The 17,620-nt window shown below is 73.6% G+C and carries 13 protein-coding genes; 10 read left to right on the forward strand and 3 right to left on the reverse strand.

What is annotated here, in order from left to right; translation table 11 throughout:
* The first annotated feature begins 17 nt into the window (after positions 1–17).
* From tatB to IE168_RS11615, 3 genes are read left to right on the forward strand one after another with little or no spacing between them, the layout of a single operon-like run.
* Positions 18–500, forward strand: a complete 483-nt coding sequence (gene tatB / locus IE168_RS11605; protein ID WP_189498396.1) for a Sec-independent protein translocase protein TatB — start codon at positions 18–20, stop codon at positions 498–500.
* On the forward strand, positions 487–1,236 hold the full coding sequence (gene tatC / locus IE168_RS11610) for a twin-arginine translocase subunit TatC (RefSeq protein WP_189498398.1): 750 nt from the start codon (positions 487–489) through the stop codon (positions 1,234–1,236). Before tatB ends, tatC begins: the two co-directional genes overlap by 14 nt.
* The gene (locus tag IE168_RS11615; protein WP_189498400.1) at positions 1,236–1,952 is read left to right on the forward strand and encodes an RDD family protein; all 717 of its coding nucleotides are present in this window, start codon (positions 1,236–1,238) and stop codon (positions 1,950–1,952) included. Before tatC ends, IE168_RS11615 begins: the two co-directional genes overlap by 1 nt.
* A 13-nt stretch (positions 1,953–1,965) precedes the next feature.
* Here IE168_RS11615 and IE168_RS11620 read toward each other — a convergent pair whose 3' ends face one another.
* Both IE168_RS11620 and IE168_RS11625 read right to left on the reverse strand, forming a co-directional pair.
* Positions 1,966–2,877, reverse strand: a complete 912-nt coding sequence (locus tag IE168_RS11620) for a hypothetical protein (RefSeq protein ID WP_189498402.1) — start codon at positions 2,875–2,877, stop codon at positions 1,966–1,968.
* Positions 2,878–2,941: 64 nt separating this feature from the next.
* Positions 2,942–3,670, reverse strand: coding sequence for a glutamine amidotransferase (locus IE168_RS11625; RefSeq protein WP_189498404.1), 729 nt, complete (start codon positions 3,668–3,670; stop codon positions 2,942–2,944).
* Positions 3,671–3,767: 97 nt separating this feature from the next.
* Here IE168_RS11625 and glyQ point away from each other — a divergent pair, with 97 nt between their 5' ends.
* From glyQ to IE168_RS11650, 5 genes are read left to right on the forward strand one after another with little or no spacing between them, the layout of a single operon-like run.
* Entirely contained in the window at positions 3,768–4,676 is a 909-nt protein-coding gene (glyQ, locus tag IE168_RS11630; RefSeq protein WP_189498406.1) for a glycine--tRNA ligase subunit alpha, read from the forward strand.
* A gap of 12 nt (positions 4,677–4,688) precedes the next feature.
* Positions 4,689–4,928: a hypothetical protein gene (locus tag IE168_RS11635; protein ID WP_189498408.1), complete on the forward strand. Its 240-nt coding sequence runs from the start codon at positions 4,689–4,691 to the stop codon at positions 4,926–4,928.
* Complete coding sequence (gene glyS / locus IE168_RS11640) at positions 4,925–7,033, forward strand: glycine--tRNA ligase subunit beta (protein ID WP_189498410.1); 2,109 nt, start codon at positions 4,925–4,927, stop codon at positions 7,031–7,033. The genes IE168_RS11635 and glyS overlap by 4 nt, the downstream gene beginning before the upstream one ends.
* Positions 7,034–7,091: 58 nt before the next feature.
* Positions 7,092–9,002, forward strand: coding sequence for an autotransporter assembly complex protein TamA (locus IE168_RS11645; RefSeq protein ID WP_229823452.1), 1,911 nt, complete (start codon positions 7,092–7,094; stop codon positions 9,000–9,002).
* Entirely contained in the window at positions 9,002–12,931 is a 3,930-nt protein-coding gene (locus tag IE168_RS11650) for a translocation/assembly module TamB domain-containing protein (RefSeq protein WP_189498412.1), read from the forward strand. The genes IE168_RS11645 and IE168_RS11650 overlap by 1 nt, the downstream gene beginning before the upstream one ends.
* A 207-nt stretch (positions 12,932–13,138) precedes the next feature.
* Here the strand turns inward: IE168_RS11650 and IE168_RS11655 are convergent, their stop codons facing one another.
* Positions 13,139–14,533 (reverse strand): sialidase family protein, encoded by a 1,395-nt coding sequence (locus IE168_RS11655; RefSeq protein ID WP_189498414.1) that lies wholly within the window; start codon positions 14,531–14,533, stop codon positions 13,139–13,141.
* A gap of 26 nt (positions 14,534–14,559) precedes the next feature.
* On the opposite strand from IE168_RS11655, the gene IE168_RS11660 reads away from it, so the two are divergent.
* Both IE168_RS11660 and IE168_RS11665 read left to right on the forward strand, forming a co-directional pair.
* Positions 14,560–15,033, forward strand: coding sequence for a putative signal transducing protein (locus IE168_RS11660; RefSeq protein ID WP_189498416.1), 474 nt, complete (start codon positions 14,560–14,562; stop codon positions 15,031–15,033).
* 181 nt (positions 15,034–15,214) lie between these two features.
* Positions 15,215–17,593: a Tex family protein gene (locus IE168_RS11665; RefSeq protein ID WP_189498418.1), complete on the forward strand. Its 2,379-nt coding sequence runs from the start codon at positions 15,215–15,217 to the stop codon at positions 17,591–17,593.
* The last annotated feature ends 27 nt before the right edge of the window (positions 17,594–17,620 follow it).

Raw genomic sequence — 17,620 nt, forward strand, 5'->3', positions numbered from 1 at the left:
CGGCGCGGCGTCCGGGCATGTTCGACCTCGGTTTCGGCGAGCTGCTGCTGATCGCGCTGGTGGCGCTGGTGGTCCTGGGTCCCGAGCGGCTGCCCAAGGCCGCGCGCTTCGCCGGCCTGTGGGTGCGGCGCGCGCGCGCGCAGTGGTACTCGGTGCGCTCCGAGCTCGAACGCGAGCTGGCCGCCGAGGAGCTCAAGCGCAACCTCGACTCGGTGCGTACCGCCGCCACGGACTTCGAGAAGCAGGCGCGCGGCGCGGTCGATGAACTCGACGCCAGCGTGCGCAAGGCCGAAGCGGACACCCGAAGCGGGCTGAAGGCACTGCGCAACGATCTCGAGGGCCGCGTCGAACCCGGCGCCAGCGGCGCCACGCCGGCCGATGCAGACACCGCCACCGATGCGCCGGATCCGGCCACCTCGCCGCCGGCGATCCCGGCCGCTCCATCCGATGCCAACGCCCCGCCCGCGGGCCCACCCGGAGGCGACGATGGCCGGCGCTGACGGCGAAGGCCACCTCTTCGACCACCTGCTCGAGCTGCGCTCGCGGATCCTGCGCGGGATCGTCGGCCTGGGCGTGGTGCTGGCCGCGCTGCTGCCGTTCGCCAACAAGCTGTACGCGCGGCTGTCGCAGCCGCTGGTCGACAAGCTGCCCGAGGGTGCGCACCTGATCGCGGTCGAGGTCGCCTCGCCGTTCTTCGCGCCGCTCAAGCTGGCGTTCTTCGCCGCGCTGGTGCTGAGCATGCCCTGGCTGCTCTACCAGGCCTGGGCCTTCGTCGCGCCTGGCCTGTACAAGCGCGAGAAGAACCTGGCCCTGCCGCTGCTGGCCAGTTCGCTGCTGCTGTTCTACGCCGGCTGCGCCTTCGCCTTCTTCGTGGTGCTGCCGTCGGTGTTCGGCTTCCTCACCATGGTCACGCCCGAAGGCGTGGCGATGATGACCGACATCAACGCCTACCTCGACTTCGTGCTGGTGATCTTCCTCGCCTTCGGACTGAGCTTCGAGCTGCCTGTGGCGCTGGTGATCCTGGTGCTGATGGGCTGGGTGACGCCGGCGCAGCTGAGGGAGGCGCGCGGCTACGCGATCGTGGGCATCTTCATCCTCGCCGCGATCATCACCCCGCCGGACGTGGTCTCGCAGCTGATGCTGGCGATCCCGATGTGCCTGCTGTACGAGGCCGGGATCGTGGCCTCGCGCATGCTCGCGCCGCGGACGGCGGGCAGCGACGCCGGCACCGGCTGATGCGCCCCGCCGGCTTCTGGCGACGCTGCGCGGCCTGGTCGCTCGATGCGCTGCCGGTCGGCCTGGCGGCGCTGGCACTCGCACTGCCGTTCCGGTCGCCGCGCACCGGCGCGGACGCGCTGGCCGCGGCCTGGGCCCAGCTGGTCGACGCGCTCGCACACCGGGTGGCGGACGCGGTCACCGGCGCGCACGGTGAATCCGGCGCGGGCGCGCTGTATGTCCTGTTCCGCGGCGCCCTGCGCGATCCGGTGCTGCTCACGGCGGCGGAAGGCGTGCAGGCAGCGCTGGTGGCGCTCGCGATCCCGCCGCTGCCGGGCTTCGTCACCCTGTTCCTGGCCTGGTGCGTGGGCTTCGAGCGCTCGCCGCTGCGCGCGACCCCGGGCAAGCGCGCGCTCGGCCTGCGCGTGGCCGCGGCGGACGGGCGCGTGCCCGGTACCGGGCGGCTGCTGCTGCGCTTCTTCGCCGGCAGCCTGTCGTGGCTGAGCCTCAACATCGGCCACCTGCTCGCGGCCATCCCGCCCGCGCATGCCGCACTGCATGACCGCATCAGCGCGACGCGCGTGGTGATGGCTCCGGACACCCCGGACGCGCTGCCGCCGTGGGCGCGGGCCTGGCTGTGGATCCTGGCCGCCGCGCTGCTGCTGGCCACCGCCTGGGCAGCGGCCGCGATGGGCGCCTCGTTGCAGGCCGCGCTGGACCGCGCGCTCTGGGGCTGAGCGCCGTCCGGCGTCAGGCGGCGACGTGGCTGCCGTCGTCGCGGCCGGCGCCGGCACCGTCGCCGCAGATGTCGCGCCACATGGCGTACATCACGCCGAAGCTCACCACGACCATCACCAGCACCACCAGCAGGTAGACCGGGATGCCGATGACCATCGCGGCCACCATCGCGGCGCCGCTGCCGCCGGCGAGGCCGCCGAACAGCACCGCCAGCAGGCCGATCACCAGGCCGAACACCAGCATCGCCACCAGGCCCAGCAGCATCAGCACCACCAGCGGCAGCACGTTGCGCACGGCACCGGCGGCCCCGTCGGCCAGCGCACCGCCGACGCCGCGGTTGCGCAGCGCCACCTGGCCCAGCGCGATCGCCTGCGCCGCATAGGTCAGCACGCCGACCACCATCACCACCGCCAGCAGGCGGCCGAAGCCGGGCGGCATCTCCGCGACCTGTTCGGGCGTGACCGCGCTCGCCGAAGCCATGTTTTCGAGGTACCAGCGGCCGGCGTCGGGCGCGACCAGCATCACGCCGCCGGCGATCAGCAGGTACTGCAGCAGCGCCAGCGCCACCAGGATCACCATCGCCTGCACCCAGGCGCCGCGATCGGCGAAGCCCGAGAAGACCTGCGTCGCGGTAGCGGGGCGCCCGTCCTCGACGGCATCGATCAGGCGCAGGTAGCCGACCATCAGCGCGGCCATCAGTGCCAGCAGTGGCAGGGTGACCAGCACGCTGCCGGCCATCTGCGCGCCGCCGCCCGCCGGCATCACCAGGGCGAGCAGCACGCTCAGCGCCATCGCCGCGGCGAACACCACCGCCAGCAGCAGCGCAGCGCCGCCGAAGATCGCCTTCGGATTGCTGCCGCCAAGGTTCACCGCGGCCATCAGCCAGCGCCAGCCCGCGGCCGGGCCCATCGTGCGTGTCGTCATCCCGTTCCCCGGTTGCGGTGTCTGTCAGCGTGGCGGCGCCACGCCGTCCATCGTACCTGATGGCTCAGGCATGGCGGCGCGCGCGACGCACGAACCGGCGCAGCACGCGGCGCGCGTCCGGCGCCGCGCGCACCGCGGCATGCATCGCGGCCGCGTCGCGGCCTTCGGCGGCCAGCGCCTCGCGGCGTGCGGCGATGTAACCGCGCATGTGCATGGCGCTGAATTCGGGGTGGAACTGCACGCCCCAGGCATCGTTGCCCCAGCGGAAGGCGTGGGCGTCGTCGAGGTCGGAAACCGCGAGCACGGTGGCGCCCGGCGGCGGCGCGAGCACGCTCTGCAGGTGGGTGGACTGCGCCGCGAAGCGCGCGGGCAGGCCGGCGAACAGCGGGTCGTCGCCGGCGTGCGGATGCAGGTCGATGTCGACCGTGCCCATCTCGCGCCCGCGCGGGTTGTCGCCGACCTCGCCACCGAGCGCGTGCGCCAGCAGCTGGTGGCCGTAGCAGATGCCGAACACGTGGGCACCGTCGTGGGTGGCGTCGCGCAGCCAGTCGGCGGTGCGCTCGCTCCAGGGCTCGCGGTCGCTGACCATCGCGCCGGAGCCGGTGACCAGCACGCCGGCGTAGTCGCGGTGCGACGGCGGGACCTCGCCCGACTGCACGTCCACCGCCTCCAGCTCGTCGCGCGCCAGCCCGGCGGCGGTGCGGATCCAGTGCGGAAACACGCCGTGGCGGCGCATCGAAGGCACCGGGCGGCCGGTCTCGAGGACCAGGAAGGGGCGTCTGTGTCGGGTCATGCTCGGCAACCGGGAAGGTGCGCGGCGCGGGCCGCGCAGGGTCGGCCGCTATACTAGCCCGCCCTCGGACCACGCCGCGCAGGCGACACGGACGCGCATGACCGCACCCACGTTCCAGCAGCTGATCCAGCGCCTCAACGAGTTCTGGGCAGGCCAGGGCTGCGTGCTCGTCCAGCCGCTCGACCTCGAGGTCGGCGCCGGCACCTTCCACCCCGCCACCTTCCTGCGCTCGCTCGGCCCGGAGCCGTGGAACGCCGCCTACGTGCAGCCCTGCCGCCGCCCCACCGACGGCCGCTACGGCGAGAACCCCAACCGCCTGCAGCGCTACTACCAGTACCAGGTGGTGATGAAGCCGGCGCCGGACAACATCGTCGAGCTGTACTTCGACTCGCTCAAGGCGCTCGGCGTCGATCCGCTGGTGCACGACCTGCGCCTGGTCGAGGACAACTGGGAATCGCCCACGCTCGGCGCCTGGGGCCTGGGCTGGGAGGTCTGGCTCAACGGCATGGAAGTGACCCAGTTCACCTGGTTCCAGCAGGCCGGCGGCCTGGAGTGCCGCCCGGTGCTGGGCGAGATCACCTACGGCCTCGAGCGCCTGTGCATGTACCTGCAGAACGTCGACGACGTCTTCGATCTGGTGTGGACGCACGGTCCCGACGGCACGCCGGTCACCTACCGCGACGTCTACCACCAGAACGAAGTCGAGCAGAGCACCTACAACTTCGAGCACGCCGACGTGGCCGAACTGTTTCACCGCTTCGACGCCTGCGAGGCCGAGGCGATGAAGCTGGTCGGGCTCGGCCTGCCGCTGCCCGCCTACGAGCAGGTGATGAAGGCCAGCCACAGCTTCAACATGCTCGACGCCCGCCGTGCGATCTCGGTCACCGAGCGCCAGCGCTACATCCTGCGCGTGCGCAAGCTGTCGCAGGCCGTGGCCGAAGCCTATTTCGCGCAGCGCGAGAAGCTCGGCTTCCCCGGTCTGAAGCCGGCCAGCCGCGCCGCCTGACAAGGACGACAGATGCTCGACATCCTCACGCCCGCGTTCGTGTTCGCCTGGTCCGCACCCGTCGCCTTCGGTTTCTTCGCCGCGTACTGGGCGCAGCAGACCGGACGCAACCCGTGGCTGTGGCTGCTGTTCGGCGCCCTGCTGATGCCCGTGGCCGGCATCGTCCTGCTGATGCTCAACCGGGACCGCGCGCCCACCCCTGCAGGCCATGACGCCAGCGAACTGCTGGCGCTCAGGAAGGACCTTCCGTGAACGATACCGCTCCGCTCCTGATCGAACTCGGCACCGACGAGCTCCCCGTCAACGCCCTGCCCGGCCTGGCCCGCGCCTTCCTCGACGGCGTGCAGGGCGCGCTGTCGCGCCGCGGCATCGCCTTCGCCGAAGGCGCCCGCCCGCTGTACACGCCGCGCCGGCTGGCCGTCCTGCTGGAGGACGTCGCCACCACCCAGCCCGAGCAGGCCTCGGAAGTCCTCGGCCCCTATCTCAACATCGCGCTCGACGCCGACGACCAGCCCACGCGCGCCCTGCAGGGCTTCGCGCAGAAGGCGGGCGTCGAATGGACGGCGCTGGAACGCACCACCGACCAGAAGGGCGAGCGCTTCGTGCACCGCTCGGTGACGCCGGGCGCGGCCACCCGCGACCTGCTGCAGGCGGTGATCGACGAGGCCATCGCCGCGATGCCGATCCCCAAGCCGATGCGCTGGGGCGCGCACGCTCACGCATTCGCGCGGCCGGTGCACTGGCTGGTCGCGCTGCTGGGCGAGGACGTGGTGCCGGCGAGCGCCTTCGGCATCGCGTCCGACCGCATGAGCCGCGGCCACCGCTTCATGCACGACAAGCCGGTGTGGATCGGCCACCCGGGCGACTACGTCGACGCCCTGCGCGCGGCGAAGGTGCTGGTGGATCCGGACGCGCGCCGCGACGCGATCGTCGAAGGCGTGCAGGCCGCGGCCAGCGCCTCCGGCGGCGTGGCGCGCATCGAGGCCGGCAACCTCGCCCAGGTCGAATGCCTGGTCGAGTGGCCGCATGCCGTGGCCTGTTCGTTCGAGCCGGAGTTCCTCGCGGTGCCGCAGGAAGCGCTGGTGGCGACGATGGAGGCCAACCAGAAGTTCTTCCCGGTACTCGACGCCGAGGGGCGGCTCACCGAGCGCTTCATCGGCGTGGCCAACATCGTCTCCCGCGACGAGGCCGAGGTGCGCAAGGGCTACGAACGCGTGATCCGCCCGCGCTTCGCCGACGCCAAGTTCTTCTTCGTCGAGGACATGAAGCAGGGGCTTTCGGCGATGAACGAGGGCCTGGCCACGGTGACCTGGCAGGCGAAGCTGGGCAGCGTGGCCGACAAGGCCGCGCGCGTGGCGACGCTGGCCCAAGCGCTGGCGCCGGCGGCCGGCATCGAACCTGCGCTGGCGCGCCGGGCCGCGCTGCTGTCCAAGGCCGACCTGCAGTCGCGCATGGTCAACGAGTTCCCCGAGCTGCAGGGCATCGCCGGCCGCTACTACGCGATCCAGGACCCGGCCCTGGCCGACCTGTCGCACGACGACCGCGACGCCCTGGCCAACGCGCTCGACGAGGCCTGGCAGCCGCGCGGCGCCGGCGACACCATCGCGCCCTCGCCGCTGGGCCGGCTGCTGTCCGTGGCCGAGCGCGTGGACACGTTGGCCGGTGGCTTCGCCGCGGGGCTGAAGCCCACCGGCAACAAGGATCCCTTCGCCCTCCGCCGCGCCGCGCTCGGCCTGGCGCGCACGATCATCGAAGGCAGGCTGGAGCTTGACCTGCCGGCGGCGCTGGCCACCGCGATCACCGCCCTGCCCGCGGCCGCGCGACCGGCCGACGCCGCCGCGCTGGCCGGCGAGCTGTACGACTTCGTCCTCGACCGCCTGCGCGGCTACTACGCCGAGCGCGGCGTGCCGGCGCAGCAGTTCAGCGCCGTGGCCGCGCTGCGTCCGGCGTCGCTGCGCGATTTCGACCGCCGCCTCGAAGCCATCGCCAGCTTCGCGCGCCTGCCCGAGGCGGAAGCGCTGGCGGCGGCCGACAAGCGCATCCGCAACATCCTGCGCAAGGCCGGGGATGCGGTGGCCGACGAGGTCGATGCGGCACTGCTGGTCGAACCCGCCGAGCAGGCGCTGTCGGTCGCGGTCGAGGCTGCCTGGGCCGAGGCCGGCCCCGCGCTGGACGGCGGCGACTACGTGGCGGCGCTCGCGCGCCTGGCCCGCCTGCGTCCCGAGGTCGACGCCTTCTTCGACGCGGTGATGGTCAACGCCGACGACCCTGCGCTGCGCGGCAACCGCCTGGCGCTGCTGCAGCGGCTGGCAAAGCGCCTGGGCGCGGTCGCGGAGCTGGGGCAGCTGTCGACGTAACCGGCGCAATCCTGCACGCGTTAATGGATCCTGCACGCAACGCCGGTATCCTGCCGCGATGCCTGCATTCCCCCTTGCCGCTGCCATCCTGTTGCTGTCCGCCTTCGCCGGCAGCGTCCACGCCGCCAGCGTGTCCTCGGTCGAGATCACCGGCCTCGACGAGGAGATGGAGGAGAACGTCCGCACCTCGCTCTCGCTGGTCGACGCCATCGGCAGCGAGGTGACCTGGCGGCGGCTGGCCTACATGATGCGCGCCGCCGGCGACGAGACCCGCGAGGCGCTGGAGCCCTTCGGCTACTACTCGCCGCGGATCGTGGTCGAGCGCGTGCGCGGCGGCGAGCGCGGCGTCGTGCTCGACACCGCCGCGCAGGAGGAACAGGAGGCGTCGGACAGCGCCGCGGCGACCGCGCAGGCGGTACGCGAAGCCGGCAGCACCGCACGCGCCGCCGGCGACGCCCAGGCGCCGGTGTCGGTGGTGATCACGGTGGAGCCGGGCGAGCCGGTGCGGGTTCGCCGCGCCGACATCGCCATCCTCGGCGACGGCCACGACGACCGCTACCTGCAGGAGGAGCTGGACGACTTCATCCCGCGCGAGGGCTCGATCCTCGACCACAGCGCCTACGAGTCCAGCAAGACCCGGATCAGCCGCCGCCTCGCCGAGCGCGGCTATTTCGACGCCGACTTCAGCGCGCGCCGCGTGGCGGTCACGCGTGCCGAGCAGGCCGCCGACATCGAACTGGTGTGGACCAGCGGCGAGCGCTACGACATGGGCCCGACGCGCTTCGTGCAGGCGCCGACGGAGGTGGTCGACCCCGCGCTCCTGGAGCGCCTGGTGTACTGGAACGAAGGCGAGTACTACCACCAGGGCCGGCTCGACCGCCTGCGCACCTCGCTCACCCGCCTCGACTACTTCAGCCGCATCGACATCACCCCGCGCCCCGAGGACGCGATCGACGGCGAGGTGCCGGTGGACGTGGCGCTCACGCCCGCCAAGCGCGACGTCTACACCGCCGGCCTGAGCTACGGCACCGACAGCGGCCCCGGCATCCGGCTCGGGCAGGAGCGCCGCTACGTCAACCGCCGCGGCCACAAGGCGCTGTGGCAGCTGGACTACGCGCGCAAGCGCAAGACGCTGTCGCTGCAGTACCGCATCCCCGCCTTCCGCTGGCTCGACGGCTGGTACACGGTAGGGCTGCAGGCCGCCGACGAGCAGACCGACTACATCGATACCCGCCGCGTCGAATTCGCCGCCAGCCGCAGCGGCCAGTACAGCCGCAACCTCAACCTGGTGGCCTCGATGCACGCGCTGCGCGAGCGCTGGGCCTACGAGTACGAGGACGACGGCGATCCGTCGACGCCGGCGCTCTACCGCTATGCCACGTTCACCTATCCCTCGCTGCGCGCGACCTACGTCGACCTCGACGACACCCTGTTCCCGCGCAGCGGCTACAGCGGCAGCCTGATGCTGCGTGGCGGCGTCGAGGGCGCGGGCTCGGAGGCCAGCTTCTTCCAGGCCCACGCGCGCGCGCACTGGTACCTCGGCTTCGGCGAAAGCGACCGCCTGATCCTGCGCGGCGAATGGGGACGCACCGAAACCGATGCGCTGGTCGACATGCCGCCGAGCCTGCGCTTCTACGCCGGCGGCGACGGCAGCATCCGCGGCTACGAGTGGCGCGAGGTCGGCCCGCGCGTGGTCGACGCCGACGACGACGGCTTCGCGCTGGGCGCGCGCCACGTGGTCACCGCGAGCGCCGAATACGAGCACTACTTCGGCGGCGGCCCCTGGGGCATGGCGGCCTTCGTCGACACCGGCAGCGCCTTCGACGGCTCGCCGGAGCTGCGCACCGGCGTCGGCGTCGGCCTGCGCTGGCAGACGCCGGTGGGCCCGCTGCGGCTGGACATCGCGCGCGGCCTCGACGATCCGGATTCGCCCTTCACCCTGCACCTCAACATCGGCACGAACCTCTGATGGCGCGCACGCAGGGACAACCCGATGTCAGCCCGGAAGAGCGCGAGGCGCGGATCCGCGAACTGCGCGCGCGTCGCAAGGCGCGCATGCGCACGCTGGCGCTGCGCAGCGCCGTCGGCACCACCGTGCTGGTGGTGCTGCTGCTGGTCGCGGGCTGGTGGCTGCTGGGCACGCTGGGCGGCCGCGACTTCCTGCTCGCACAGGTGGTGGCGCGGCTGCCCGCCGGCACCACGCTGGAATGGCGCGAGGCCGAAGGCCCGGCATCGGGCCCGCTGACGCTGCACGACGTGGTCTTCCAGCAGCTGGTCTGCCCCGAGGTCGACGACCAGCCGGTGCCCTACGGCCAGTGCGCCGCGCCCAACGCGCTGCGCTTCAGCGCGAAGCGGATCACCCTGGACCCGGCGCTGCGGCCGCTGCTCGGGCGGACCCTGCGGCTGGATGCCGCGCAGGTGGAAGGCGCGCTGCTGGAGCTGCCGCCGTCCGACGACGGCGAGCCGTTCTCGCTGCCGCGCTGGCCCGAGGTGCTGCCGCAGGTCGAGCCGCCGCTGGGCCTGCAGGCGGACACCATCGAGATCGACGGCTTCCGGGTGCTGCGCGGTGGCGAGCCGATGATCGACATCGCCGACGTGCGCGGCGGCGTCGAGGCGCAGCGCGGCCTGCTGCGGCTGCGCCGGGTGCTGGTGCACAGCGACCGCGGCGACCTGCTGGCCGACGGCGAGTACGCCCCCGCGGACGACTACCGCATGGACCTCACCGTCTCGGCCCTGCTGCCGGCGCCGGCCGGCAGCACCCGGCCGCGCCTGGGCCTGGTGGCGCGCGGCGACGTCTCGGCGCTGGACGTGGCGTTGTCGGGACACGCGCCGGCACCGGTTCGGGCACGCCTCGGCCTGCGCGGCGCCGGCGCGCCCGACTGGACCTTCAGCGCCGCGAGCGAAGCCCTGGACCCGGCGCTGCTCGCGGGCCTGGGCGAGCCCGGCACCCCCGTGGCCTTCGACCTCTCCGCGCACGGCACCGGCGGGCGCGCGCAGCTGCAGGGCGAGCTGGCCTACGGCGACCTCCAGGCCACCATCCAGCCCTCGGTCGCCAGCCTCGAGGAGCAGGTGCTGGAGTTCGACCCGCTGGTGGTCGACCTGCTCGAGGGCCGGGTCAGCGTCACCGGCCGCGGCGACTTCGCCGATCCCCACGCCGCCGACCTGCGCTACGCCGTGGTCGCCCGCGGCCTGGCCTGGGCGCCGACGCCCGAGGACGGAGCCGCGCCCGATCCGGCGGCCACGATCCGTGCCGACGCCGACCTCGGCATCGCCGGCACCGCGGCGCTGTGGGCGATCGTCGGCGATGCGCGCCTGCAGCGCGGCGACGAGCGCGCCGAGGTCGAGCTCAAGGGCCGCGGCAACCAGCAGCGCATCGACATCGGCACCCTCGTCGCGCGCACGCCCACCGGGCGCCTGGACGGCAGCGGGCACGTCACCTGGGCGCCGGCGCTGGCCTGGGACTTCAGCGCCGCGCTGACCGGGTTCGACCCGGGCTATTTCGCGCCGGGCTTCGACGGCGCCATCGACGGACGCCTCGCGACCACCGGCGGCACCCGCGACGACGGCGGCCTCGACCTGCGCGCCGACGTCGAAGACCTGGGCGGGCGCCTGCGCGGGCGCGCGCTCGGCGGCCGCGCCGGGTTCGCCATGCGCGGCGCCACGCCCGGCGGCACCGACGCCGCGAGCTTCGAGGGCGACGCGGCGCTGTCGATCGGCCAGAGCCGCATCGACGCCCGCGGCCGCGTCGACGACCGCATCGACATCCAGGCCTCGCTGGATCCGCTGCGCCTTGACGACCTGCTGCCCGGCGCCGCAGGCCGGCTCGACGGCCGCGTGAGCGTGGCCGGTGGCCGCGACAGCCCCGACCTGCGCGCGGACCTCGCCGGCACCGGTCTGCGCTACGGCGACTACACGGCCGAGCGCCTGCAGCTGCGCGGGCAGCTGCCCTGGCGCGGCGGCGGCGGCGAACTCGACGTCGAGGCCGGCGGCGTGCAGGCCGGGGTCGCGCTGGACTCGCTGTCGGTGCAGGCGCGCGGCGCGGTGGAGGACCTGCGCTTCGACGCCAGCGCGCGCGGCGACATCGGCAGCGCCTCGCTCTCGGGCAGCGCGCGGCGCGGCGGCAATGGACGCTGGCAGGGCACGCTCGCCGCGCTGCAGGCCGCGCCCGCGGTCGGCGCCACCTGGCAGCTGGGCCAGGCGGCGGTGTTCGCGCAGACCGCCGGCGGCTTCACGCTGTCGCCGGCCTGCCTGGACTCCGACGTCGGCGGCCACCTGTGCGCCAGCGCCGACTGGCCGCGGCAAGGCCTCGACATCGACGGCGAGGCCCTGCCGCTGGCCCTGGTCGGCCCCTACCTGCCGACGCAGGACAGCGGACGGCCCTGGCACCTGGACGGCAGCATCGACATCGACGCCCGCCTGCGGCCCGCGGGCCGGGCCTGGCAGGGACACTTCAACGTCGCCTCCAGCGAAGGCGCGTTGCGCACCAGCCCGCGCTCGCGCCGCAACGTGCTGTCCTACAGCGGCCTGGCGCTGGACGCGGTGTTCGACGCCAACCGCATCGACGCCAGCCTCGGCCTCGGCTTCAACGGCAACGGCCGCATCGCCGCGCGCCTGCGCACCGGTTGGGACGCGTACGCGCCGCTGGAAGGCGAGGTGACCGCGGCCACCAGCGAGCTGACCTGGCTGGAGCTGTTTTCGCCCGACATCGTCTCGCCCACCGGCCGCCTGGAAGCCGACGTCAGCCTGTCCGGCACGCGCGCGGCGCCGGCGCTGGGCGGCTACGCCACGCTGGCGGACTTCGCGGCCGAGATCCCGTCGCTGGCGATCGCCATCGTCGATGGCCAGGCGCGGCTGGACGCGCAGCCCGACGGCAACGCCCGCATCAGCGGCAGCCTGGGCACCGGCGGCGAGGGCCGGCTGGCAATCGACGGCAGCCTCGGCTGGCGCAGCCCGGGCGCGCCGCTGCAGCTGCATGTGAGCGGCAACGACGTGCTGGTGTCCGACACCCGCGACCTGCGCGCCGTCGCCAGCCCCGACATCGAAGTGCGCTACGCCGCCGGCCGCCCGCTGCAGGTGACCGGCCGGGTGCTGGTGCCCAGCGCGCGCATGGACCTGGAGCGCCTGAGCGACGGCGTCTCCGCCTCGCCCGACGTGGTGGTGCTGGATCCGGTGGATCCCGAGGACGGGCCGTCGATGCCGATGGAGCTCGACCTGACCCTGGCGATGGGCGACGACGTGAGCATGAACGGCTTCGGCCTGGAGGGCGAACTGACCGGCGAGCTGCGCGTGCTGTCGCGCGCCGGCCGCGAGATGACCGGTCACGGCCTGCTGGAAGTCGGCGGCCGCTACGAGGCCTACGGCCAGGAGCTCGCGATCACCCGCGGGCGGCTGTCGTGGTCGAACACGCCGGTGTCCGATCCGCTGCTCGACATCCGCGCCGAGCGCCGCGTCGGCGACGTCACCGCCGGCATCGACGTCAGCGGCCGCGCCTCGGCGCCGCGCGCGCAGGTGTGGACCGATCCGGCCAGCGACGAGTCCGAAGCGCTGGCCCTGCTCGCGCTGGGTCGCCCGCTGTCGAGCCTCAGCGGCCGCCAGGCCAGCGACATCGACGCCGCCTCGGCCGCGCTCAACGCCGGCGGCAGCCTGCTTGCCGGACAGATCGGCAAGCGCATAGGCCTGGACGACGCCGGCGTGATGGAGTCGCGCACGCTCGGCGGCAGCGTGTTCGGGATCGGCAAGCAGCTGTCGCCGCGTCTCTACGTCGGCTTCGGCGTATCCCTGCTGGGCACCGGCCAGGTGCTGACGCTGAAGTACCTGCTGCGCAAGGGTTTCGACGTCGAGATCGAGTCGAGCACGCTGGAGAGCCGCGGCTCGATCAACTACCGCCACGAGCGCTGAGCACGAGCACCTGCGCACGCACCCCTTGCTGCGCACATTCCCCTGCCGCGCATACCCCCTGTAGGAGCAGCTACAGCTGCGACCGCGACCGCCCGTGAAACCGGTCGCTGCCGGTGAATCCGGTCGCAGCTGTAGCTGCTCCCACAGGGATCGACGATGGGTGACGGGCGATCGGCGGTGGGCGATGGGGGCGGGAAGCGGCGCTCGCTATCGCGCCGGTACGATCCGCGCGCTGCGCAGGCTGGCGACGCCGTCCTCGACGTCGGTCCAGACCAGGTGGGCGACGCCACCGGCCACGGCCAGCTGCGGGAAGCCGGTGCCGCGGCCGCGGCCGGCGAGGCGCGCGACCTCGAGCCGCTGGTACTCGGTCGCGAGATCGGGCGAGCGCCGCGACAGCCACAGCGACTGGCCGTCGCCGTCCTCGCGCAGCCACGCGATCCACGCCTGGGACTCGTCCAGGGCCACGGCGACGCGGCCGTGCACCGCCTCGCCGGCATCGATCACCACCGGCGCGGCGAAGCTGTCGCCCGCGTCCGCGCTGTGCGCCACGCGCACCTCGGGCACGTCGCCGGCGGCGGCCGTGTACCAGGCCACCACGGCGGACTCGCCGCGCGCCGCCACCGCCGGCCCGTTGACCGGGCAGGCCGGCATCACCCAGCCGTCGGCGTGCACCGGCGCCGGCGCGGTCCAGGCCTCGCCGTCCAGCCGCGTGGCCATGATGTCGCGCACCTCGCCCTCGGCACGCCCGCGATAGACCAGCAGCGGCCCGCGCGCGGTGACCGCGGCGCTGGTCTGGCAGCAGTCGCAGACGCTGGCATCGATCTCGACCTCGCCGTTGCCGCGCAGCGCGGCGTCGAAGCCGGCCGCGCGCAGGGTCATCGCGCCGGCGGCACCGTGCGCGCCGCCGCCGTGCGCACTGGCCTCGCCCTGCTGCACCGAAGATCCGCCGGCTTCATCGGCGGAACCGCCCGCCGCAGCCCCACCGTGGCCCGTTGCGACGTCCGCCGCCGCCTCGTGTGCACCCGCGGTGTCGCGTCCGTCCAGCCAGGCGATGCCGAGGCCGCCGCCCGGCCGCGGCCACATCGAGACGAAGCCGTGCTCGGTCTGCGTGCCGTCGGCGTGCGGACGCACCGGCTCGCTCCAGCGCCGGCCGCCGTCGCGCGAGACCGCGAGCACCACGTCATAGGCATAGGGCGCCTCGCCGTTCTTCTGCAGCCAGTGCGCCCACAGCGCGCCGTCGGCGGTGGCCATGATGTGCGGGGTGTCGGCCCAGTTGACGAACATGCTGTTGCCGACCGCGATGGTGGTCGGCGCGGTTTCCCAGCGCGCGCCGGCGAGGTCGTAGCTGGAGAACTGGAAGATGTGTCGGCGCCCGGGCTGCGAGTTGGTCCACGACAGCAGCAGCTTGCCGCCCTCCACGGCGACCAGGTCGGGCAGCGCGGAGCCGGGCAGCATCGCCGGCAGCGGCCACTCGGCAACCACGCGTTCGGCCATGGGATCGGCCATGGCGCTGGCGGGGGCGTCGACGCCGGGCGCCGGCGCCTCGCCGCCGCAGCCGGTGGCGAGGCCCAGCACGGCAAGGGCAAGGATGGCGGTGCGCATGGCCGCAGCGTACCGTGGCGGCGACCATGTTCACCACCGTCGCCGCCTATTCCGACCCGATGGAAGCGCAGCTCGCGCTCGGCCTGCTGCAGGCCGAAGGCATTCCCGCGCGCCTGGACGACATCGGCACCGCGATCGCCAACTGGGAGTGGCGGCTGGCGATCGGCGGCATCCGGCTGCGCGTGCCCGACGCGCAGGCGATCCATGCGCGGCGGGTGCTGGCGGCGCTCGAGGCCGGCGAGTACGCGCTGGACGACGAAGGCCTCGACGATGGCAGCGGCGGCGATGACGGCGGCGGCGACGGCGAGCGCAACGCCGGCATGCCGGGCAGCGGCCGCGACCGCGGCCATCCCTCGCCGGGCAAGGACAAGGGCGCGCTGCAGGCGCCGAGCCGCGAGACGCTCTCCAGCCGCATCGCCTGGGCGGCGTACATGCTGCTGGGCGTGCCGCTGCCCTGGCGGCGGCGCCGCGACGATGGAAGCCGGGTCCGCGAGCTCTGAACACGCGGATCGCGCGGATCGCGCAGCGCCGCGGCCCTGCAACACCCCGCCGCACGTGACACCTGCCGGCACGGCCTGCGCCTGACCCGCGCATGCCGCGCTGTCAACGGGTACCGCACGCCGGCACGCGGGGCGACAATCGGCGCCTCCGCGGCATCCGCCGCATGACGCAAGACCACTGATGTCCGAAGTCTCACCCGCGCTCGCGCGCAAGATCGCCCAGACCATCGCCGACGAGATCGGTGCCCAGCACAGCCAGGTCGAATCGGCCGTGGGCCTGCTCGACGAAGGCGCGACCGTGCCCTTCATCGCCCGCTACCGCAAGGAAGTCACCGGCGGCCTGGACGACACCCAGCTGCGCGACCTCGAGACCCGCCTGACCTACCTGCGCGAGATGGAGGACCGCCGCGCCGCGATCCTTGCCAGCATCGACGAACAGGGCAAGCTCACCGACGAACTGCGCGCCGACATCGAGGCCGCCGACAGCAAGTCGCGCCTGGAAGACCTCTACCTGCCCTACAAGCAGAAGCGCCGCACCCGCGCCCAGATCGCGCGCGAAGGCGGGCTGGAGCCGCTGGCCGACGGCCTGCTGGCCGATCCGTCGCAGGTGCCGGAAACCTTCGCGCTGCAGTTCGTCGACGCCGACAAGGGCGTGGCCGACGCCAAGGCCGCGCTGGACGGCGCGCGCGCGATCCTGCTCGAGCGCTGGGGCGAGGACGCCGCGCTGATCGGCGAGCTGCGTGCTTGGCTTGCGGACTGCGGCGTGATCCGCTCGAAGGTGGCCGAAGGCAAGGAGGCCGCGGGCGAGAAGTTCCAGGACTATTTCGACCACGCCGAGCCGCTGGCGAAAATCCCCTCGCACCGCCTGCTGGCGCTGTTCCGCGGCCGCCGCGAGGAGTTCCTGCAGCTCGAGCTCGAACCCGGCAGCGACGTCGACGCCGGCAACGCCTACGCCGAAGGCCGCATCGCCCTGCACGCCGGCATCCAGGCCGCGGGCCGCGCCGCCGACGCCTGGCTGCTCAACGCCTGCCGCCTGGCCTGGCGCGCGAAGCTGCAGCTGCATCTGATGCTGGACCTGTTCGCGCAGGCCCGCGAGCAGGCCGAGGCCGAGGCGATCGCGGTGTTCGGCGACAACCTCAAGGACCTGCTGCTGGCCGCGCCCGCCGGCCCGAAGGCCGTGCTCGGCCTCGACCCGGGCCTGCGCACCGGCGTCAAGGTCGCGGTGGTCGACGCCACCGGCAAGCTGGTCGCCACCGACACCATCTACCCGCACGAGCCGCGCCGGCAGTGGGACGCATCGCTGGCCACGCTGAAGAAGCTCTGCAGCGCGCACGGTGTGCAGCTGGTGGCCATCGGCAACGGCACCGCGAGCCGCGAGACCGACCGTCTTGCCGGCGACCTGCTGAAGCTCGTGCCGGAGCTGGCGATGCAGAAGATCGTGGTGAGCGAGGCCGGTGCCTCGGTGTATTCGGCGTCCGAGCTGGCGGCGAAGGAATTCCCGGACCTCGACGTCTCGCTGCGTGGCGCGGTGTCGATCGCGCGCCGCCTGCAGGATCCGCTGGCCGAACTGGTGAAGATCGAGCCGAAGGCGATCGGCGTCGGCCAGTACCAGCACGACGTCGACCAGTACAAGCTCGCACGCGCGCTCGATGCGCGCGTCGAGGACTGCGTGAACGCGGTCGGTGTGCACGTCAACACCGCATCCGGCGCGCTGCTGTCGCGCGTGTCCGGGCTGTCGTCGACGGTGGCTGCGAACATCGTCGCCCACCGCGACGCCAACGGGCCGTTCAAGCGCCGCCGCGACCTGCTGAAGGTGCCGCGCCTGGGCGAGAAGACCTTCGAGCAGTGCGCCGGCTTCCTGCGCATCGCCGACGGCGACGAGCCGCTGGACGCCTCGGCCGTGCACCCCGAGGCCTATCCGGTGGTCGAACGCATCGTCGCCGCCACCGGCAAGCCGATCCAGGCCCTGGTGGGCGACGGCGGCTTCGTGCGTTCGCTCAAGGCCCGCGACTTTGTCGACGAGCGCTTCGGCGAGCCCACCGTGCGCGACATCCTGGCCGAGCTGGAAAAGCCCGGCCGCGACCCGCGCCCCGAGTTCAAGGCCGCGAAGTTCGCCGACGGCGTGGAGGACATCAAGGACCTGCGCGAAGGCATGATCCTGGAAGGCGTGGTCAGCAACGTCGCGGCGTTTGGCGCCTTCGTCGACATCGGCGTGCACCAGGACGGCCTGGTCCACATCTCGGCGCTGTCCGACCGCTACGTGAAGGATCCGCGCGAAGTGGTGAAGGCCGGCGACATCGTCAGGGTGAAGGTGCTGGAGGTGGATGTCGCCCGCAAGCGCATCGCGCTCACGCGCCGGCTGGACGACAGCCCGGCGCCGCGCGATGCGCGGCAGGAAGCGCGCGATGGCCGCCACCGTGCCGGCGGCCCGCGTGGTGGTGGCCCCGGCCATCGGCCGGGCGGCGGACGCCCGGGCAGTGGCGGTGGCGCAGCGAAGCCCTCCGCTGCCCCCGCCAACAACGCCCTGGCCGAAGCCTTCGCCCGCGCCCGGCGCGGCTGAACCGACGGCCTCCCTCCGCCCCCGCGC

This window comes from Luteimonas padinae (genome assembly GCF_014652935.1).
Taxonomy (GTDB): Bacteria; Pseudomonadota; Gammaproteobacteria; order Xanthomonadales; family Xanthomonadaceae; genus Luteimonas; species Luteimonas padinae.